Annotated in this window: 13 protein-coding genes; 6 read left to right on the top strand and 7 right to left on the bottom strand. The window is 71.8% G+C overall.

Annotation, left to right across the window (positions count from 1 at the left end; all coding sequences use genetic code 11):
* Positions 1-72 precede the first annotated feature (72 nt).
* Genes OHO83_RS29930 through nirD form a run of 3 tightly spaced genes read left to right on the top strand, consistent with a single transcriptional unit; the run spans position 73 to position 4,203 of the window.
* A complete protein-coding gene (locus tag OHO83_RS29930; protein WP_329435335.1) occupies positions 73-1,296 on the top strand; it encodes an NAD(P)/FAD-dependent oxidoreductase in 1,224 nt (407 codons plus the stop codon).
* 1 nt (position 1,297) lies between these two features.
* The gene (nirB, locus tag OHO83_RS29925) at positions 1,298-3,844 is read left to right on the top strand and encodes a nitrite reductase large subunit NirB (RefSeq protein ID WP_266670326.1); all 2,547 of its coding nucleotides are present in this window, start codon (positions 1,298-1,300) and stop codon (positions 3,842-3,844) included.
* Positions 3,841-4,203, top strand: coding sequence for a nitrite reductase small subunit NirD (gene nirD / locus OHO83_RS29920; protein WP_266670328.1), 363 nt, complete (start codon positions 3,841-3,843; stop codon positions 4,201-4,203). Before nirB ends, nirD begins: the two co-directional genes overlap by 4 nt.
* A gap of 85 nt (positions 4,204-4,288) precedes the next feature.
* Here nirD and OHO83_RS29915 read toward each other — a convergent pair whose 3' ends face one another.
* Genes OHO83_RS29915 through OHO83_RS29905 form a run of 3 tightly spaced genes read right to left on the bottom strand, consistent with a single transcriptional unit; the run spans position 4,289 to position 7,352 of the window.
* Entirely contained in the window at positions 4,289-5,128 is an 840-nt protein-coding gene (locus tag OHO83_RS29915) for a carbohydrate ABC transporter permease (protein ID WP_266670330.1), read from the bottom strand.
* The gene (locus tag OHO83_RS29910; RefSeq protein ID WP_329435330.1) at positions 5,125-6,108 is read right to left on the bottom strand and encodes a carbohydrate ABC transporter permease; all 984 of its coding nucleotides are present in this window, start codon (positions 6,106-6,108) and stop codon (positions 5,125-5,127) included. Before OHO83_RS29910 ends, OHO83_RS29915 begins: the two co-directional genes overlap by 4 nt.
* Entirely contained in the window at positions 6,105-7,352 is a 1,248-nt protein-coding gene (locus OHO83_RS29905) for an ABC transporter substrate-binding protein (protein ID WP_330279994.1), read from the bottom strand. The genes OHO83_RS29910 and OHO83_RS29905 overlap by 4 nt, the downstream gene beginning before the upstream one ends.
* 212 nt (positions 7,353-7,564) lie before the next feature.
* On the opposite strand from OHO83_RS29905, the gene OHO83_RS29900 reads away from it, so the two are divergent.
* The gene (locus OHO83_RS29900) at positions 7,565-8,122 is read left to right on the top strand and encodes a hypothetical protein (RefSeq protein WP_266670334.1); all 558 of its coding nucleotides are present in this window, start codon (positions 7,565-7,567) and stop codon (positions 8,120-8,122) included.
* Between the two features lie 53 nt (positions 8,123-8,175).
* Here the strand turns inward: OHO83_RS29900 and OHO83_RS29895 are convergent, their stop codons facing one another.
* The 4 genes from OHO83_RS29895 to OHO83_RS29880 all read right to left on the bottom strand — a co-directional run bounded on the left by OHO83_RS29895 (position 8,176) and on the right by OHO83_RS29880 (position 16,146).
* The gene (locus OHO83_RS29895; protein ID WP_266670336.1) at positions 8,176-9,087 is read right to left on the bottom strand and encodes an oxidoreductase; all 912 of its coding nucleotides are present in this window, start codon (positions 9,085-9,087) and stop codon (positions 8,176-8,178) included.
* Positions 9,088-9,195: 108 nt separating this feature from the next.
* Positions 9,196-11,580, bottom strand: coding sequence for a galactose-binding domain-containing protein (locus tag OHO83_RS29890; RefSeq protein ID WP_330279993.1), 2,385 nt, complete (start codon positions 11,578-11,580; stop codon positions 9,196-9,198).
* A gap of 203 nt (positions 11,581-11,783) precedes the next feature.
* On the bottom strand, positions 11,784-14,501 hold the full coding sequence (ppdK, locus tag OHO83_RS29885; protein WP_266670340.1) for a pyruvate, phosphate dikinase: 2,718 nt from the start codon (positions 14,499-14,501) through the stop codon (positions 11,784-11,786).
* 394 nt (positions 14,502-14,895) lie between these two features.
* Positions 14,896-16,146: an ROK family transcriptional regulator gene (locus tag OHO83_RS29880; protein WP_266670342.1), complete on the bottom strand. Its 1,251-nt coding sequence runs from the start codon at positions 16,144-16,146 to the stop codon at positions 14,896-14,898.
* Positions 16,147-16,254: 108 nt separating this feature from the next.
* Here OHO83_RS29880 and OHO83_RS29875 point away from each other — a divergent pair, with 108 nt between their 5' ends.
* Both OHO83_RS29875 and OHO83_RS29870 read left to right on the top strand, forming a co-directional pair.
* On the top strand, positions 16,255-17,724 hold the full coding sequence (locus tag OHO83_RS29875; RefSeq protein ID WP_330279992.1) for an MGH1-like glycoside hydrolase domain-containing protein: 1,470 nt from the start codon (positions 16,255-16,257) through the stop codon (positions 17,722-17,724).
* Complete coding sequence (locus OHO83_RS29870; RefSeq protein ID WP_330279991.1) at positions 17,721-19,688, top strand: amylo-alpha-1,6-glucosidase; 1,968 nt, start codon at positions 17,721-17,723, stop codon at positions 19,686-19,688. The genes OHO83_RS29875 and OHO83_RS29870 overlap by 4 nt, the downstream gene beginning before the upstream one ends.
* Positions 19,689-19,902 lie beyond the last annotated feature (214 nt).

Below are 19,902 nucleotides of genomic sequence, written 5' to 3'. Positions count from 1 at the left end.
CTGAGCGCAGCGTTCCCCGCGGGAAACGGGAGGGATGCGGCCGGGTAACACCGGCCCCGCAGGCTGCTGTGCATGACCTTTTCGACGGACACCGGACGCGTGGTGGTGATCGGTACCGGCCTCGCCGGTACCCGGCTCGCCCGGCGCCTGGGCTCGGCCGCCGTACTCATCGGCGAGGAGGCGCACGCCCCGTACAACCGGGTGCTGCTCGCCGAGGTCCTCGCGGGCAGCTACGGCGCCGACGTCATCGCGCTGCCCGGCCACACCGGAACCCACTTGCGGACCCGAGCCGTCCGCATCGACCGCGCCGAGCGCGTGGTGCGCTGCGAGGACGGCTCCGGCGTCCCGTACGACACCCTCGTGCTCGCCACCGGATCGAACCCGGTCCTGCCACCGCTGCGCGGCCTGTTCGCGCCGGGCGCGGCGGAGCTTCCCGGAGGGGTGCACGCCTTCCGCACCATGGACGACTGCCTGGCCCTGTCGCGGGCGGTGGCTCCCGGTGTACGCGCCGTCGTCGTCGGCGGCGGGCTCCTCGGAGTGTCCGCGGCCCGTGCGCTCGCCCTGCGCGGCGCCCAGGTGGTGCTCACACAGCAGTCCGAGCGCCTGATGGAGCGCCAGCTCGACCCCCGGTCCTCATACCTGGTGCACGAGCACCTCACCTCGCTCGGCGTGGAGGTGCACACGCAGTGCCGGGTACGGGGCGTGGGCGTCGCCGACGGGGCGGTCCGCCGCGTCGAGCTCGCCGACGGCTATGTCCTCGGCACTGATCTGACGGTCCTCGCGTGCGGGGTGCGCCCCCGGACCGGTCTCGCGGCGGCGGCCGGGCTCGACGTGCGCGAGGGGATCGTCGTCGACGACGAGCTGCGCACGTCGGACCCCCGTGTCCGCGCGATCGGGGACTGCGCCCAGCACGCGGGCCGCGTCTACGGGCTCGCGACCCCGGCCGTCGAACAGGCCGACGCCCTCGCCGAGAACCTGCTGTCCGGGCGGCGGAGCCCCTACGCGGGCACCCGCACCCTCACCCGGCTGACCCTGCCGCACGAGGCCGGGCCGCTCGACCTCGCGGCGTTCGGCGAGCCCGAGGCGCTGCCCGGTGACGACGTCGTGCAGCTCGCCGACGCCACCCGCGGCACGTACCGCAAGGTCGTCGTCCGCGGTGACCGGCTCGTCGGCGGGGTCCTGGTCGGCGAGCTCGGCACGGTCGGGGCGCTCGCCCGGGCCTGGGAGGCCGACGACCCGCTGCCCGACGCCGGCGCACCCCTGCTCCACCTGCTCACTCACGACGGAGGCCTCTGAGATGCCCACCATGCCCACACTCGTACTCGTCGGCCACGGCATGGTCGGCCAGCGCTTCCTGGAGGCCCTGGCCGAGCGCGGTCTCACGGACACGCACCGCGTCGTCGTGCTGTGCGAGGAGCCGCGCCCCGCCTACGACCGGGTCCAGCTCACCTCGTACTTCTCGGGCCGCACCCCGGACGACCTCTCCCTCACGGACGCCGGGTTCCTCGCCCGGCACCGCATCGAGCTGCACCTCGGGGACCCGGCCGAGCACATCGACCGCGCGACGCGGACGGTCACGGCGCGCTCGGGTCTCCAGGTCACGTACGACACGCTCGTTCTCGCGACCGGCTCCTACCCGTTCGTGCCGCCCGTGCCCGGCAAGGACGCGACGGGCTGTTTCGTGTACCGCACGATCGAGGACCTGCTCGCGATCGAGGAGTACGCGAAGCGGCGCGCCACGACCGGCGCCGTGGTGGGCGGCGGGCTGCTCGGCCTGGAGGCGGCCGGCGCCCTGCGCGGCCTCGGCCTCGACACACACGTCGTGGAGTTCGCGCCGCGTCTGATGCCGGTGCAGGTCGACGAGGGCGGCGGCGCGGCCCTCCTGCGCACCATCACGGGCATGGGCCTGAGCGTCCACACGGGCGTCGGCACTCAGGAGATCCTGACCGGCGACGAGGACGGCGCGGTGCGCGCCATGAAGCTGTCGGACGGCTCGGAGCTGGCGACGGACCTGGTGGTGTTCTCGGCAGGCGTGCGGCCGCGCGACCAGCTGGCCCGCGACATGGGCCTCACGGTCGGCGAGCGCGGCGGCATCACCGTCGACGAGCGGTGCCGCACCAGCGACCCGGCCGTCTACGCGATCGGCGAGTGCGCGCAGGCCGTGGACGGCCGCGTGTACGGCCTGGTCGCGCCGGGCTACGAGATGGCGCAGACGGTGGCCGCCTCGATCGCCTCGCAGGACGGACAGTTCACCGGTGCCGACCTGTCGACGAAGCTGAAGCTGCTCGGCGTGGACGTGGCGTCGTTCGGCGACGCGCACGGCGCGGCCGACGGCTGCCTCGACGTCGTCTACTCGGACTCGCGCTCGGGCACGTACAAGAAGCTCGTGGTGGGCCCGGAGGGGGAGCTGCTCGGCGGGATCCTGGTCGGGGACGCGGAGGCGTACGGGACGCTGCGCGCGCTGACCGGTTCGGTGCCGCCGGTGGCGCCCGAGCAGCTGGTGCTGCCCGCCGGCGCGGGGGCGCCGGTGGCGCTCGGCCCGGAGGCGCTGCCCGGCGACGCGGTGATCTGCTCCTGCCACAACGTCACCAAGGAGGCGATCCAGGCGCACGCCACGCTGCCCGAGGTGAAGAAGTGCACCAAGGCCGGAACGGGCTGCGGCAGTTGCGTGAAGCTGATCGGCCAGCTCCTCCCGCAGAGCGGCGACAAGGGCCTGTGCGGCTGCTTCCCGCACACCCGCGCCGAGCTGTACGAGATCGTCCGGGTCAAGCGGATCGCGTCGTACGCGGAGCTGCTCGACGCGCACGGGCGGGACGGTGCGCGCGGCGGCGAGGGCTGTGAGGTGTGCAAGCCGGCCGTCGGCTCGATCATCGCCTCCCTCGCCCCGACGATCGGCGCCGAGGGCCATGTCCTCGACGGCGAGCAGGCGGCGCTCCAGGACACGAACGACCACTTCCTCGCCAACCTCCAGAAGAACGGCTCCTATTCGGTCGTGCCCCGCATCCCCGGCGGCGAGGTCACCCCGGAGAAGCTGATCGTGATCGGTGAGGTGGCGCGCGACTTCGGCCTCTACACAAAGATCACCGGGGGGCAGCGGATCGACCTGTTCGGCGCGCGGGTCGAGCAGCTGCCGCTGATCTGGGCGCGGTTGGTGGACGCCGGATTCGAGTCGGGCCACGCGTACGGCAAGGCGCTGCGGACGGTGAAGTCGTGCGTGGGTCAGACATGGTGCCGCTACGGCGTCCAGGACTCGGTGCGCATGGCGATCGACCTGGAGCTGCGCTACCGGGGCCTGCGGGCGCCGCACAAGCTGAAGTCGGCCGTGTCGGGCTGCGGGCGCGAGTGCGCGGAGGCCCAGTCGAAGGACTTCGGGGTGATCGCCACGGCCAACGGCTGGAACCTGTACGTGGGCGGCAACGGCGGCGCGACCCCTCGCCACGCGGACCTCCTCGCGCAGGACCTGTCGGACGCCGAGCTGATCCGGCTGATCGACCGGTTCCTGATGTTCTACATCCGCACGGCCGACCGTCTGGAGCGTACGGCGGGCTGGCTGGAACGGATCGAGGGCGGCCTCGACCACGTTCGGGACGTCGTCGTGCACGACTCCCTCGGCCTCTGCGACGAGCTGGAGGCCCTGATGGCCGACCACGTCGCGCACTACCGCGACGAGTGGGCCGACACCCTCGACGACCCGGAGCGCCTGGAGCGCTTCGTGTCCTTCGTGAACGCGCCCGACGCACCGGACCCGCTGGTGCGGTTCGTCCCGGAGCGCGACCAGATCAAGCCCGACCTGCCCCTGCTGTCCATCGGCTCCCGCCCCCTGGAAGGTTCGGTGACGTCATGACCGTCGCTCCCGAGAAGACCGCCGTGATGGTGCAACTCCACCTGGAGGACGCCTGGTTCACGGTCTGCGAACTGGCCCGGCTGACCCCCGGCCGAGGGGTCGCGGCGCTGCTCCCCGACGGCCGGCAGGCCGCCGTGTTCCTGGACCGCACGGGCCGCCTCTACGCGGTCGGCAACCGTGACCCGTTCACGGGCGCCGCGGTCCTCTCACGCGGCCTGATCGGCTCGGCCGAGGGCCGCCCGTTCGTCGCGTCGCCGCTGCTCAAGCAGCGTTTCGACCTGGAGAGCGGCGCATGTCTCGACGACGAGGCCTACGCGGTCACCACGTACACCGTGCAGACCACGCCGAGCATCGCCTGACCCACGCCGGGCATGTCCTGACCGATCGCGCGCACGGCCGGCAGCGCGGGACCGCGCACATCCGGCCGTGCGGAGAGAGGGTGGGTCAGTCGTCGATGCCCGAGCGCTCCACCCCCGCCACGATCCACCGCTGGAAGAACAGGAACACCACGAGCAGCGGCACGATCGACACGGCCGCCGCGATGAACAGCTCGTGGAGCCGCACCACTTGGGACGTGGTGAAGGACGAGAGAGCCACCTGGACGGTCCATGCGTTGCGGTCCTGGCCGATGACCAGGGGCCACAGGAAGGAGTTCCACGCGCCGATGAAGACGATCGTGCCGACGGCCGCGAAGACGGGCCGGGAGTTGGGCACGACCACCCGCCAGTACGTACGCCAGTGGCCGAGCCCGTCGACGCGCGCCGCGTCCTCCAGCTCCCCGGGAAATCCCAGGAAGTACTGGCGGAACACGAAGCAGGCGAACGCGGAGAACAGGGTCGGGACGATCAGTCCGCGCAGTGTCGAGATCCAGCCCAGCGACGAGACGAGCACGAAGCTGGGCACGAAGGTGACCGCGGCCGGGACCATCAGGGTGCCGAGGATCGCGTAGAAGACCTTGTTCGCGTGCCGGTACGGGATGCGGGCCAGGCCGTAGCCGGCGAGCGAGGCGAGGAGGAGGGTGCCGAGCGTCGTCGCGACCGCGATGAGCGCGGAGTTGAGCAGGGAGCGGGCGTAGGGGACGGACGTGTCGCCGAAGAGCTCCCTCACGTTCCCCCAGTGCAGCGAGGACGGGAAGAACGTCCACTCGGGCGAGGTGATGTCGCTCTCGGCGGCGAGCCCGTTGCGCACAAGGAGGTAGAAGGGGATCAGGAACAGGAGCGCGAGCGCGATCAGCAGGGCGAGGCGCAGGGCGCGGCCCGCCCTGACCCGGGAGTCGTCCCTCACTGCGCCTCCTTCCGGCCCAGGCCGAACCACTTGGCCTGCCCCACCGTCACCACCGCGATGATCAGGGCGAGCAGCACCGCGCCCGCGCTGCCGAGCCCGAGGTTCTGCCCCTGGCCGAGCGCCGTGTAGTAGAGGTAGACGAGCGGGGGTCTGGCGTACGGCGGATAGCCGCGGGCGTCCGAGAGCAGGTTGTAGAACTCGTCGAAGGCCTGGAAGGCGTTGATGACGAGGAGCAGGACGACCGCCACGGAGGTGGCCCGCAGCTGCGGGAACGTGATGTGCCGGAAGACCTGCCAGCCGGGGCGCGCCCCGTCGACGGCCGCCGCCTCGTAGAGGGTGGGGCTGATGCGCTGGAGCCCCGCGAGGAACAGCACCATGTAGAAGCCGGCCTGGAGCCAGAGCCGTACGGTGACGATGACGGCCCAGTACCAGGGCGGGTCGGTCGTCGACAGCCAGGCGATCTGGTCGCCGCCGAACCAGCCGAGGACGGTGTTGGCGAGCCCGAACCGCACCCCGTTGAAGAGCGACATCTTCCAGATCAGGGCGGCCACCACGTAGCTGCAGGCGGCGGGCAGGAAGAAGACCGAGCGGAAGAACGCCTGGGCGTGGCGCAGGCGGTTCACCATGAGGGCGAGGGCGAGCGACAGCGCGTAGGTCGCGGGCACGATGAAGAGCGAGAAGACGAGGAAGGTCCACAGGCTGTCGGTGAACGCCTCGTTCTTCAGCATCGCCGTGTAGTTGCCGAGGCCGACGAAGTCGCTCGGGGTGACGGTGTTGTGGGCGTCGAAGAAGCTGAGGTAGACGCTCCAGCCGAGCGGGATGTACGTGAAGACGCCGAGGCCGAGGAGGAAGGGCCCGACGAAGATCCAGAACCAGAGGGTGCGGTTCTGGACGCCGGCCCACTTGCGTGCCGTGCCGCCCTGCCGGCTGCCTCTCTGCCGAGGGATCGCCTGGCGGCGGCCCTCTTGCCGGAGGCTCATTTCTTCTTCACGCGGTCGAGGTCGGCCGACACCTTCCGCACGACCTTCTTCAGCTCGCTGTCCGGGCTCGCGCCGTCCTTGATGATGCGGCTGAGGGCGTCCTGGTAGGCGGTCTGGCTGGCCGGTGTCCAGCGGAGGGGCTGGGCGTGGCCGTGGTCGGTCGTGAAGCGGACGGCGTCGGCCGCCGCGCCCTTCCTGAGCTTCCCGGCCTTCTTCGCCAGCGAGATCCGGGCCGGGATGTGGAAGCCGTACGAGAGGGCGAAGTCCTCCTGGTACTCGGTGCGGTCGATCCACAGCCACTTGAGGTAGTCCTTCGCGGCCTGCTGGTGCTTGCCTCGGGTGGAAATCGCCGCTCCGTACGCGCCGACCGGCACCGACGGCTCGCCGGCGCCGTCCTTCGGGAAGGGCAGCACGCCGAAGTCGTCGCCGAGCGCCTTCTGCACGGTGGGCAGCGCCCACAGGCCGGACCACTGCATGGCGGTCAGGCCCTGGACGAACGCCGACGGGTCGGACCAGTCGGAGGGCGCGCCCAGGAGCAGCGACCTGTCGGCGTACAGCTGGTGGATCTTGCCGAGGGCGCGGGCGGCGGCCGGGTCGTCGAAGCCGACCTTGCCGTCCTCGGTGACGAGTTCGAGGCCGGCCGCGTACAGGGGCGTGCCGCCGAGGACGCCGGCGCCTCCGTCGTTGCCGAGGAAGAGCCCCTTGGTCTTCTTCGAGGTGAGCTTCTTCGCGGCGTCCACGAGCTCGTCGAGCGTCCTCGGCGGCTCGACGCCCGCGTCGGCGAGCAGGCTCTTGCGGTAGTAGAGCATCTGCATGTCGATGACCTGCGGGATCGCCCAGATCCTGCCGTCGTACGTCTTCGGGGCGAGGACCGCCGGGTTGAAGTCGTCCTTGACCCCCTCGAACAGGCCGGTGAGGTCGGCGATCTGCTTGCCCTGGATCTGGTCGAGGGTGGGCCCGTTGACCTCGAAGACGTCGGGGCCCGAGTCGGTGAGGAGGGCGGCGGCCGTCTGCTCGTCGTAGTTGCCGGGCCGCCACTGGACGGTGACGCGCGCCTTGTCGTACGCGGCGGCGTACTTCTTCACGGCCTGCTCGGTGCCCTGCTCGCCGTACTGGTGGTACCACTGCGAAAGCTCCGGCCCGCCGCCCGGCCCTCCGTCGTCCCGGCCGGTGTGGGAGCCGCACGCGGTGAGCAGCCCCAGCGCGGCGCCGGTCCCGAGCAGTCCCCTGCGGCTGATGGTCATTGATCGTCCCCCTGCTGTTCGTACGCCCGCTGCTTTCGGCGTCCACGGATTCCGACGGCCCAACGATCAACCATGCAGTGGGATTACGACAGAGGGACTACAGCCGTATGTCGGCCCCTCCCGTCAGTACGGCGTCAACGTGCGCGGCGGGCGGATCAGCGACGCGTCAAGAGTGCTGACCCGGGGCGCCGCACGGGCTTACGGTGCGCTGCATGGGACGCGATACGAGGGCGGGATCCCGCGGGCGGGCGGCGGCGCCGGCTGTGCGGGACGCGGTGGTGCGGGACCGGCGGTGGGCCGCCGATCTGCGGGCGGCGGTGTTCTGCGCGCTCACGCTGTTCTGCCTGATCCTGGTGATCGACACGGCCAACGGCACGCTGAGCGCGGCGCGGGTCGGGCTGTGGGCGGGGCTCTCGGTGCTGCTGCACGCCGTACTGCATCCGCCGCTGGTCAGCGCGGGTCCCGGCTGGCTCGCCGTGCGCGGCATCCGGGGCACGCGGCGGGTCTGCACGGACCTGCTGACGTCGGTGCGCCACAGCGACGGGGTGACACCGCGGCTCGTGCTGCGCGACGCGCTCGGCGGCCGGGTGGAGCTGGACCCGAAGGTGCTCACCGACAACCCCGTCCTGTGGCACCGCCTGGAGACGGGCGCGCGCCGGGCCCGCGCGAACGGACTGCTCCGCTGCGGCACTCCGGTCATCGACCGCCTCGCGGCCCGCATCGACGGCGACGCGGCCCGCGCGGTCTTCGACGCCTCCGAACTCGACTAGCCGGCCGCCGGACCAGCCGGTCCGGCGGCTTGAAACACCCCCTGGAACGTCTTCTAGAACGTCACGCCCGTCAGCTGTTCCGACGCCGCCCACAGGCGCTCCCCCGCCGCGTCGTCGAAGGTCCGCCGGGCCCGCCACGACTTCGCGGGCGCCCCGCGCCACATCATCAGGGACGGGCCGGTGAACGAGTCCGGGAGCACCCCGGGAGCCGTCGCCGCGTACAGCGTGGGCAGCGCGCCGGCCTCGGCGGACTGGGCGATGACCCGGTTGCCCAGCTCGATGACCCGCTCGACGGCCTTGCGGCCTTCCATGCGCACGCCCTGCGTCGCGAGGTTCGTGGAGGCGTACCCGGGGTGCGCGGACGCCGCGACGACGTCGGACCCGCGGGCCGCCAGCTTGCGCGCCAGTTCGTGGATGAACAGCAGGTTCGCCGTCTTGGAGCGGCCGTACGCGATCCAGCGCCGGTAGCGGCGCTCGCTGTTGAGGTCCGCGATGTCGACGTCGGCGAGGGCGTGGAAGCCGCTGGAGACGCTGACGACGCGGGCGCCGGGTGTGTCGAGGAGTTCGGGCAGGAGCAGGCCGGTCAGCGCGAAGTGGCCGAGGTGGTTGACGCCGAACTGCGTCTCGAAGCCGTCGGCGGTCCGCCCCTGGGGCAGCGCCATCACGCCCGCGTTGTTGATCAGCAGGTCGAGCCGCTCGCCGCCGTGGGATCCGGCGAACTTGCGCACGGACGACAGGTCACCCAGGTCGAGCTGCTCGAAGTCGGCCTGCGCGCCCGGCACTTCGGAGCGCAGCCGCTGCAGCGCGGCCGTGCCCCGCGCCTCGCTGCGGCAGGCGAGGACGACGCGGGCACCCTTGCGGGCCAGCTCGCGTGCCGTGATGTAGCCGATGCCGCTGTTGGCGCCGGTGACCACGGCCGTGCGGCCGCTCTGGTCGGGGATGTCGCTCGCGTTCCAGCCGGTCATGGCTGCGCTCCCTGGACGAGGGGGTACGGGGGTGCCCGACTGTACTTACCCGTCAGTAGATGCGGAACCCCGCACCCTCGTTTCCCCGTACCCCCTTCGCCCCTGCGCTCAGCCCCGCACTTCGAACCGGTAGAGCGAGTACCCGTACGTCGTCTGCCGCTTCACGCCCAGCATCCGTACGCGCCGCGCCTCCACGGCGTCGAGGTCGACCGTGTCCACCCCGGCCGTGGTGCGGTCGCGGCGCGCGGCGACGGTGCTCCAGGACGAGCCCGTGGCGTCGGCGCAGACCTGGAGGTCGTAGTCCCGTCCGGCGGCCGTCTCCCAGTCGAGGACGATCCGCCGCACGGTCCGCGTCTGTTCCAGGTCGACCTCGATCCACTCACCGTCCGTGTACTTCGACGCCCAGCGGGTGCCCGGGTCGCCGTCGGTGGCGTTGGGCGCGGTGAGCGTGGCCGTCTCGGCGGACGACGCGGTGGTGGGGCGGCCGAGCGCCAGGTCGGGGATGTCGTACACCTGGAGGCTCCACACCGAGTACCGCGCGCTCGCGCGCTCCCGGCCGCGCAGGCGTACATGGCGGGCGGTGGTCGCCGGGAAGCCGAGTTCGTCCCAGCCCGCGCGGTCGCGGCCGGTGCGCTCGGCCACGGTGCGCCACGCGACGCCGTCGTCGGAGACCTCGACGGCGTACGCGGTGCCGTGGTCCTGCCCCCATTCGACGCGCACACGCTGTACGGGCCGGCTCTGCCCGAGGTCGACGGCCAGCCAGGGAGCCCGCTCGCGGCCGCTGGTCCACCGGGTGACCGGGCTGCCGTCGGTGGCGTACGCGGGGCGGGAACCCGCGGCCGTGGAGGAGGCGGTGGCCGGCGCGTCCAGGGAGATCTGGTCGGGTTCCGCGAGGGTGGGCGTGAGGGTGGTGAGCCCGGGTCCGGCGATCCCGCGCCGCAGCTCGGCGGTGAAGTCCCGGTAGCTCAGGCCCGCGCCGGACCCGCTCCACATCTTCTGAGCGAGCGTCCCGAAGGTCTTCTCGACCAGACCGTGGACGGCCTGCTGGGTGTACGTGGCGTGCACGAGGTCGTTCCACACGGCGGACATGGCGCCGCGCAGCTTCGGGTCGTGCGGCTGGAGGCTCTGATCGCCGGGGAAGACGTGCGGGGCCCAGCTCTCGTACAGATAGGGGCCGTCGAGGCCGAGCGGGTGGTAGTAGGTGGCGAACGGGACGATGTAGAGGAGCCCGTCGTTGGTGTTGACGATCTCGTAGCCGTCGGCCGTGGCCGCCTTGGGGCCGTACCAGCCGTTGTTCCAGCTGTGGATGGTGACGTCACGGTCGTAGCCGGACGTGCCGGAGGGCGCCATCTCGGTGAGGCTGCCCCAGGCGCGGGGGCGCTTTCCGAGGGTGCGCAGGTGGGCGGCCATGGCGTTGAAGTAGCCGCGGTACTGCTCCTCGGGGCCGGTGTACTCGTCGGCGCCGTAGTGGACCTCGGGGCTGCGGAACCAGGGCGCGAACTCGTCGAAGACCGTCTTCATGAAGGCCGTCGTCTCCGGTTTCGCGAGGTCGAGGTGGTCGGAGTTGCCGCCCTTCAGGCCGAGTTCGGGACGGAAGCGCACGAAGGAGCGGGCGTGTGCGGGCGCGTCGATCTCGGGGGTGAGCTGGACGGCGTGGGCGGCCGCGGTGTCCTCGAAAGAGTCCCAGTCCTCCCGCGCGTACGAGCCGTCGGATGCGGCGAGCCCGGCCCATTCGGGCTTTTCGCTGCGCAGCCGGAACGCGTCGTAGGCCTTGGACCAGTCGCCGCCTGCCGGGCTGATCTCATTGTCGTTCAGATGCAGTTGCAGGTCGTTGAGCTTGAACCAGCCCATCAGGCGCAGCTGGTCGCGGACGAAGCCCGGGGTGAAGTAGCGGCGGCCCACGTCGAGCATGAAGCCGCGCAGCCGGTAGTCGGGCCAGTCGTGGGCGGTGCCCGTGGGCAGTTCACGCCGCCCCTCGGAGCGCAGGAGTATCTGCAGGACCGAGCGCGTGCCGTAGTAGAGGCCGGTACGGGTGGGTGCGGTGACCGTGACGGCGGATGCGGTGACGGTGAGGGTGTAGCCCTCCTCGGCGTACCGGTCGCCTCCCGGCGCGTGCCGGTCGGCCGGGTCGAGGACGAGCCGCAGGCCGCCCCGTACTCCGCGGCCGGCACGGGGCGCGCCGGGCCTGATGCCGGTGACCTCTTCGATCTCGTCGGCGAACTGCCGGGCGAGCGTGAGGAGCTCACCCGGTTCCGCGGTCTGCACGACGACCGGTGCGCCCGCTTCGAGGCGGTACCGTCCCGTGGATCCGGCCCAGGCCTGGAGAGCGGGGATGACGACGGGGCGCTCGTTGACCGCGCTCCCGCCGGCGGCCCGCGCGGGGGCGGGCCCGAGCCCGATCGGCAGGGCGGTGGCTGCCGAGGTCACCGCGAGGGCGGTGACGAACGAGCGGCGTGACAGACGCGGTGAAGCCGTACCGTTACTCAGAGGCATGAAATGGACTACACCACTTGCCTCCCGGGCCTCACAAGGGAACGGACATCACAGAACCCCCAAGAGGGCCCGCCTCCGGGCACACGAAAGGGCGGTACCCCCCGCACAAGGGGTACCGCCCTCTCCTTCGGTGCACCGGAGCCGCCGCCTTTCGTGAGGGTCGGGCACCCAGACAACGGCTCCGGAGTTTTGCGGACCGGTTCCTACCGGTGGTCGCTGCCCGTCGACGTCGACGCGGCGCGGCCGGCCTCGAGGCGGGCGACCGGGATACGGAACGGCGAGCAGGAGACGTAGTCCAGGCCTACCTCGTGGAAGAAGTGGACCGACTCCGGGTCACCGCCGTGCTCGCCGCAGACGCCGAGCTTGAGGTCGGGCCGCGTGGCGCGGCCGGCCTCCACGGCGTTGCGCACGAGACTGCCGACGCCGTCCTTGTCGATGGTCTCGAACGGCGAGACCCCGAAGATGCCCTTCTCCAGGTACGCCGTGAAGAACGAGGCCTCCACGTCGTCGCGGGAGAAGCCCCAGACGGTCTGCGTCAGGTCGTTCGTGCCGAAGGAGAAGAACTCCGCGGCCTCGGCGATCTGCCCGGCCGTCAGCGCGGCGCGCGGCAGCTCGATCATCGTGCCGAGCGCCAGCTTCAGCTCGACGCCGGTCTGCTCCTGCACCTCCGCGATGACCTGCTCGGCCTCCTCGCGGACGATCTCCAGCTCCTGGACGGTGCCGACGAGCGGAATCATGATCTCGGCGCGCGGGTCGCCCTTGGCGTTCTTGCGCTCCGCGGCGGCCTCGGCGATGGCCCGTACCTGCATGGCGAACAGGCCCGGGATCACGAGGCCGAGACGGACACCGCGCAGGCCCAGCATCGGGTTCTGCTCGTGCAGGCGGTGCACGGCCTGCAGGAGGCGCAGGTCGTTCTCGTTGGAGTCCTGACGGGACTCGGCGAGCGCGACGCGCACCGACAGCTCGGTGATGTCGGGCAGGAACTCGTGCAGCGGCGGGTCGAGCAGGCGCACCGTCACCGGGAGCCCGTCCATCGCCTCGAACAGCTCGACGAAGTCCTTCTTCTGGAGCGGAAGGAGCTCCTTGAGGGCCTCCTCGCGCTCCGTCTCCGTGTCGGCGAGGATCAGGTGCTCGACCATCTCGCGGCGCTCGCCGAGGAACATGTGCTCGGTGCGGCACAGGCCGATGCCCTGCGCGCCGAAGCGGCGGGCGCGCAGCGCGTCCTCGGCGTTGTCCGCGTTGGCGCGCACCCGCAGCCGGCGGACGCGGTCCGCGTACGCCATGATCCGGTGCACGGCGCCGACGAGCTCGTCGGCGTCGTCGGCGCCGGCGTGCATGCGGCCCTCGAAGTACTCGACGACCGGGGACGGTACGACCGGCACCTCACCGAGGTAGACCTTGCCGGTCGAGCCGTCGATGGAGACGATGTCGCCTTCCTCGATGACCTGCCCACCGACCGTCATCCGACGGCGCTTGGTGTCGACCTCGAGGTCCTCGGCGCCGCAGACACAGGTCTTGCCCATGCCGCGGGCGACGACGGCGGCGTGCGACGTCTTGCCGCCGCGCGAGGTGAGGATGCCCTCGGCGGCGATCATGCCGTCGAGGTCGTCGGGGTTGGTCTCGCGGCGGATCAGGATGACCTTCTCGCCCGAACGCGACCACTTGACGGCGGTGTACGAGTCGAAGACGGCCTTGCCGACCGCGGCGCCCGGCGAGGCGGCGATGCCGCGGCCGATCTTCTCGACCTTCGCGTTCTCGTCGAAGCGCGGGAACATCAGCTGCGCGAGCTGGGCGCCCGTGACGCGCTGGAGCGCCTCCGCCTCGTCGATGAGGCCCTGGTCGACGAGCTGCGTCGCGATGCGGAAGGCGGCACCGGCGGTGCGCTTGCCGACGCGGGTCTGCAGCATCCACAGCTGGCCGCGCTCGATCGTGAACTCGATGTCGCAGAGATCCCGGTAGTGGGTCTCGAGCGTCTCCATGATCTGCATGAGCTGGTCGTACGACTTCTTGTCGATCGACTCGAGCTCGGCGAGCGGCACGGTGTTGCGGATACCCGCGACGACGTCCTCGCCCTGCGCGTTCTGGAGGTAGTCGCCGTACACGCCCTGGTGGCCGGAGGCGGGGTCGCGGGTGAAGGCGACGCCGGTGCCGGAGTCGGGGCCGAGGTTGCCGAAGACCATGGAACAGATGTTGACCGCGGTGCCGAGGTTGCCGGGGATGCGCTCCTGACGGCGGTAGAGCTTGGCGCGGTCGGTGTTCCAGGAGTCGAAGACCGCGTGGATGGCGAGGTCCATCTGCTCGCGCGGGTCCTGCGGGAAGTCCCGGCCGGCCTCGGTCTTCACGATCTTCTTGAAGCGGGTGACCAGCTTCTTGAGGTCGGAGGCGTCGAGGTCGGTGTCGACCGTGACCTTCTTGGCGGCCTTGGCCTTGTCGAGGGCGTCCTCGAAGAGCTCTCCGTCGACGTCCAGGACGGTCTTGCCGAACATCTGGATGAGGCGCCGGTAGGAGTCCCAGGCGAACCGCTCGTCGCCGGACTGCTTGACCAGGCCGAGGACGGACTTGTCGGAGAGTCCGATGTTGAGGACGGTGTCCATCATGCCGGGCATGGAGAACTTCGCGCCCGAACGGACCGACACCAGAAGGGGGTTGTCGGCCTGGCCGAGCTTCTTGCCCATCTTCTGCTCGAGGGCGTCGAGGTGCGCACTCACCTCGTCACGCAGTGCCACCGGCTCATCGCCACTGTCGAGGTAGACCTTGCAAGCCTCCGTGGTGATGACGAACCCGGGAGGAACCGGCAGGCCGAGATTGGTCATCTCGGCGAGGTTCGCGCCCTTCCCGCCCAGGAGGTCCTTGAGGTCCTTGTTTCCCTCGGTGAAGTCGTAAACGAACTTCACTACGTGGGGATCTTTGTTTTCCGACACGGGTCTCGACTCCTCGATGACTCGGTGGCTGCCCTGACGGCGAGGAACATACCCAGATCGAAGGCATCTGGGTACGTCCACTTGTGCGTCATACGGCCGTAACCACCCGTCCGCCGCTAGATCGAAAGTAACTAAGAGATAGCGACGCTCGGGGTCTTGTCTTCATTTCTTGAACGCTCAACCCCCATAGAGCCCCGATATCGCTCAGATGAGCGCACTCATCACTCATGTGAGTTCAAGTCATAAATGATCGAGCGGTGGCACTCAGTGCCATGCCTTAGAAATGTACAACCGGCCTCAACATGCTCATCTGAGCGCGACCCCTATCAGGGGTGGCGAGAATCACGCCGTTTCCGGACCTCGCGATGTCAGCATCCGGACGGAATGCGGGCGTTCACAGGCCGAGCGCAGCGAGCCGTTCCTCCGCCCGGTCCGGCGCGTAGAGGTGCTCCACCACGAGCGCACCCGCCCCGACCAGGGCAGACCGCTCACCCAGTCGCGCGGTGACCACGTCCAGATGAGCGGTGGAGCGCGGCAGGGCCCGCTGATAGAGCAGTTCACGTACGCCCGTGAGGAAGGGGGTTCCGGCCAGATCCCCCGCGATCATCAGGACCCCCGGGTTGAGCAGCGTCACCACCGTCGCCAGAACCTCACCCACACTGCGTCCGGCCTCCCGTGCCAGACGCACCGCTTCGGGGTGCCCCTCGGCGAGCAGCTCCCGCACGTCCGATCCCGACTCCGCCGGGACCCCGGCCTCCGTGAGCCGCCGCGCGAGGGCACGCCCGCTGGCCACGGCCGCCAGACACCCGTACGAGCCGCACCGACACAGCGTGCCCGCACCCTCGGGCACCCGGACATGCCCTATGTCGCCCGCTCCCCCGTCGATGCCCCGGTAGATCTGGCCACCGACGACGACGCCCGCGCCGATGCCGGTGGACACCTTGACGAGGGCGAAGGCCGCGCAGTCCGGGTGACCGGTGCGCTGCTCGCCGTAGGCCATCAGGTTGGCGTCGTTGTCGACGAGAACCGGGACGCCGGCCGCGTCACCTGAGCCACCCCCGTCACCCTCACCCGTCCGCTCGGCGAAGGCGCGGCCCAGGCGGCCCCTGATGTCGTAGCCGTCCCAGCCCGGCATGATCGGCGGCTGCACGACGCGGCCCGTGGCGGTGTCGACGGGACCCGGCACCCCGAGCCCGATGCCGCACACCGCGTCCGCGCTCCGGCCCGCCTCCTTCAGGAGCCCGGCGAACCAGCCGCCGAGCGCGCCGAGCACCTGCTCCGGCCCCTCGTCGACGGAGAGGGCGCCGGAGCGCTCGGCGAGCAGCTCGCCGGTGAGCGTGAGGACGGCGGCGCGCGCGTGCCGGGTGTCGAGGGAGGCGGCGAGGACGACCGCGTGGGCGTCGTCGAACTCCAGGCGCAGCGAGGGCCGCCCGCCCGTCGGCGACCCTGCGGGACCGCCCGCGCCCTCACGCAGCCAGCCCGCCCGGAAGAGCCGGTCGAGCCGCTGGCCGACGGTGGCCCTGGAGAGCCCGGTGGCCTCCTGGAGCGCGCCGCGCGTGATCGCCCGGCCACTGCGCACGAGGTGGAGCAGGTCCCCGGCGCTCGTCTGGCTCCGCGGCCGCTCTCTCGTCCGGTCCCCGGCCATGCGCACCCCTTGCGTTCGTCAACTGCGCGTTACATATTTGGTTTTGCTGGTTAAGTAGACGTAACTCTATTCTGGATACGGCTTAACTGACAGACCGTGGGAGTTCGTGTGGACCGCACAACCCGGCGGACCGGTGCGGCTCCGCGCCGCGCCTGCGATGCCGCCGCCGCTCCCCCGCGCGAGCGGGCCGCGCTGCACGAACGGGCCGCGCGGGTGCTGGAGACGAACTGGACGGGCACGTCCACGGTCCCCTCCCGCACCCTCTATCCGCACCAGTGGTCATGGGACTCCGCGTTCGTGGCCATCGGGTCACGCCATGTTGCGCCGCTGCGCGCCCAGTTGGAGCTGGAGACGCTGTTCGCCGCCCAGTGGGGCGACGGCCGGGTGCCGCACATCGTGTTCAACCCCTCCGTCCCTCTCGACGCCTACTTTCCCAGCCCCGACTTCTGGCGCTCCTCCACTTCGGGCCGGGCGGCCGGTGCGCCGCGCGCCGTGCAGACCTCCGGCATCGTGCAGCCGCCGGTGCACGCGCTTGCCGCGTGGCTCGTGCACCGCGCCGACCCCGGGCTGTCCCGGTCCCGCTCGTTCCTGGCCCGCATCCATCCGAAGCTCGCGGCCTGGCACCGCTATCTCCTGCACCGCAGGGACCTGGGCGGCGGCGGCCTCGCCTCGGTGATCCACCCCTGGGAGCAGGGCATGGACAACAGCCCCTGCTGGGACGCCCCGCTGAGCCGGATCGCCCCGGCCCCCGCGCGCGCGTTCCGCCGCGCCGACCTGGAGCACGGCACTCCCGACGACCGGCCCACCGACCTCGACTACGGACGGTACGTGCGCCTCGCGACTGACTACCGGGACAGTCAATACGCCGACGGGCCGGGCGAGTTCGCCGTCGAGGACCCCTCCTTCAACGCCCTCCTTATCGCCTCCGAGCACGCCCTCGCCCGTATCGCCTGCGAACTCGGCGCCACGGGCACGGCCCGCCACGCCCGCGCCGAACGCCTCACGGCAGCGCTGGTCGAGCGCCTGTGGGACCCGGCGACGGGCATGTTCTTCTGCCGCGACCTGCGCGCGACCGACAGCCACCACACCTCCCGCGCACCGGGACACGACACCTCCCGCGCGGCCACGGGGCCGATGTCACCCCCGGCCCTGATCCCGGAGTACGGCGTCTCCGGTCTGATCCCGCTCATCCTGCCGACGCTCCCCCGGCACGTGACCGCCGGCCTGCTGCGCACCGCCCGCGGCCCCCGCTTCGGCCTCGGCACGGCGGTGCGGCTCGTGCCGAGCTACGACCTGACGGGACCGGCCTTCGACCCCCACCGCTACTGGCGCGGACCGGCCTGGTTCAACACGAACTGGCTCATCGAGCGCGGCCTGCGCCTCCACGGCGAGCACGCGGAGGCCGAACGCCTGCGCACGGCGCTGCTCGGCACTGCGCTCGACACGGCCTTCGCCGAATACGTGGATCCGTACACGGGACACGGCTGCGGCGCGCGCGGCTTCGCCTGGAGCGCCGCGCTCGCCCTGGATCTGCTGCAGGAGCCGCGGGAGCGGCACGAGGGAGGGACCTGGGGATGACGGACCGACAGCATCAACTGCTCGTGCGGGGAGCCACGTTCGCGGCGATCGGCCCGAGCGGCGACATCAGCGGCGTACGCGGATCCGGCTCGCCCGACGGCCTGTTCGTGCGCGACGGCCGGCACCTCAGCCGCTGGCAGCTCACCGCGGACGGCGCCGCGCCCGAGGTACTCACACCCGCCGGACCGCCGGGCGGGGACAAGGCCGGGCGGACCGGCGCCGGTGAGGGCGTGGCGCACTGTGTGCTCGTGCCGCGCGGCGGCCGCCTGGAGCCGCCCGCATACACGCTCTTCCGCGAACAGGCCGTGGCGGACAGCGCGTTCGTAGAAACCCTGCGGGTCGTCTCCAATCGCGCGGCGCCGACGACGGTACGACTCGCGCTGACCGTCGACGCCGACTTCACCGACCAGTTCGAGCTGCGCGCCGACCACCGCACCTACACGAAGACGGGCGCCGTCCGCTCCCGGTCGGCGCTGGAGGACGGCGTCCGCTTCGGGTACCGGCGGGGCGAGTGGCGCTCGTCGACCACGGTGACCGCAGAACCCGCGCCCGACGCCGTCGAGGAGACCGGCACCGGCGCCCGCCGACTCGTCTGGGCCCTCGAACTGGCCGGGCACGGCACGGCCGACCTGAGCCTGCGCGTCGCGGCCCGTCCGCACGGCGCCCCCGGCACCCCGGTCCCCGCGTCCCCCGCCGACGCGGCGGCCGAACTCGCCGCGCGCACCGAGGATTTCACGCGGGACATCACACTGCCCGCCGCCTGGCCCGGTCTCGCCGCGGCCTGCACGAGGGGCCTGGCCGACCTGGCCGTGCTCCAGGTGCCGGCCACCGGCCCGGACGGCGAGCGGCTCAGCGTGCCGGGCGCCGGCGTCCCCTGGTTCCTCACACTCCTCGGCCGGGACGCGCTCCTGACCTCCCTGTTCGCCCTCCCGTACCGGCCGGGCCTGGCCGCCGCGACGCTCCCTGTGCTCGCCGCGACGCAGGCCACGGAGTCCACGGAGGACGCCGTCGCCCAGCCCGGCAAGATCGTCCACGAGATGCGGCACGGCGAGCTGGCGCACTTCGGACAGGTCCCGTTCGCCCGCTACTACGGCTCGGTCGACGCGACTCCCCTGTTCCTCGTCCTGCTCGGCGCGTACACGGACCGGACCGGCGACGTGGCGACGGCCCGCCGCCTCGAACCGCACGCGCGGGCCGCCGTCAGCTGGATGCTCGACCACGGCGGCCTCACCTCACGCGGCTACCTCGTCTATCGCGCCGACCGAGGCGGCCTCGCCAACCAGAACTGGAAGGACTCACCGGGCGCCATCTGTTCGGCCGACGGCAGCCGCCCCACGGGGCCCGTGACGGCGGCGGGCGCCCAGGGCTACGCGTACGACGCCCTGCGCCGCACCGCCGCGCTGGCCCGCACCGTCTGGAACGACCCGGTGTACGCGGACCTCCTGGAGCAGGCGGCGACCGACCTGCGGGACCGGTTCCAGCGGGACTTCTGGATGGCGGACCGCGCGTTCCCGGCGCTCGCCCTGGACGGCGACGGCCGGCACGTGGACGCGCTGGCGTCCGACGCGGGCCACCTCCTGTGGTCCGGCCTGCTCGACAAGGAGTACGGGGAGGTGGTCGGCCGGCGTCTCCTGGAGCCCGACTTCTTCTCCGGCTGGGGGGTGCGCACGCTCGCTGCCGGTCAGGCGGCGTACCACCCGCTCTCCCACCACCGGGGTTCGGTGTGGCCGCACGACAACGCCCTGATCGCGCTCGGGCTCGCCCGCTACGGGCTGCACGACGAGGCGCGGACGGTGGCGCACGCGCTGGTGGATGCGGCCGCGGCCTCGGGCCACCGGCTGCCCGAGGTGCTCGCCGGGTACGCGCGCGAGGCGTACCCGGAGCCCGTCCCCTACCCGCACGCGTGCGAGCGCGAGTCACGCTCGGCAGCGGCGCCGCTCGCACTGCTCACGGCGGTCTTTTAGGTGTTTGGCGACGGGGGCTTTGGGTGCCGGGGGGCTTTGGGTGCCGGGGGCCTTGAGGTGACCGGCGTCTTGCGGCGACCCGGCGCCTTGAGATGACGGGAGCTTCGAGTGACCGGCGCCCTTGGGTGACCGGCGCCTTCGGGCGACGAGGTCATGGGGTGACGGCGCCTTCGGGCGACCGGCGTCTTGCGTCGACGGGAGCTTTGGGCGACCG

This window comes from Streptomyces sp. NBC_00569, from assembly GCF_036345255.1.
Taxonomy (GTDB): Bacteria; Actinomycetota; Actinomycetes; order Streptomycetales; family Streptomycetaceae; genus Streptomyces.
The sequence above is the reverse complement of the archived record's forward strand: the minus strand, read 5'-3'. Positions and strand labels throughout refer to the sequence as shown.

Excerpts from the sequence above, each read along its gene's own strand:
- OHO83_RS29930 (WP_329435335.1), top strand. The coding sequence starts at position 73 with ATGACCTTTTCGACGGACACCGGACGCGTGGTGGTGATCGGTACCGGC.
- nirB (WP_266670326.1), top strand. The coding sequence starts at position 1,298 with ATGCCCACCATGCCCACACTCGTACTCGTCGGCCACGGCATGGTCGGC.
- nirD (WP_266670328.1), top strand. The coding sequence starts at position 3,841 with ATGACCGTCGCTCCCGAGAAGACCGCCGTGATGGTGCAACTCCACCTG.
- OHO83_RS29910 (WP_329435330.1), bottom strand. The coding sequence starts at position 6,108 with ATGAGCCTCCGGCAAGAGGGCCGCCGCCAGGCGATCCCTCGGCAGAGA.
- OHO83_RS29905 (WP_330279994.1), bottom strand. The coding sequence starts at position 7,352 with ATGACCATCAGCCGCAGGGGACTGCTCGGGACCGGCGCCGCGCTGGGG.
- OHO83_RS29900 (WP_266670334.1), top strand. The coding sequence starts at position 7,565 with ATGGGACGCGATACGAGGGCGGGATCCCGCGGGCGGGCGGCGGCGCCG.
- OHO83_RS29895 (WP_266670336.1), bottom strand. The coding sequence starts at position 9,087 with ATGACCGGCTGGAACGCGAGCGACATCCCCGACCAGAGCGGCCGCACG.
- OHO83_RS29890 (WP_330279993.1), bottom strand. The coding sequence starts at position 11,580 with ATGCCTCTGAGTAACGGTACGGCTTCACCGCGTCTGTCACGCCGCTCG.
- OHO83_RS29880 (WP_266670342.1), bottom strand. The coding sequence starts at position 16,146 with ATGGCCGGGGACCGGACGAGAGAGCGGCCGCGGAGCCAGACGAGCGCC.
- OHO83_RS29870 (WP_330279991.1), top strand. The coding sequence starts at position 17,721 with ATGACGGACCGACAGCATCAACTGCTCGTGCGGGGAGCCACGTTCGCG.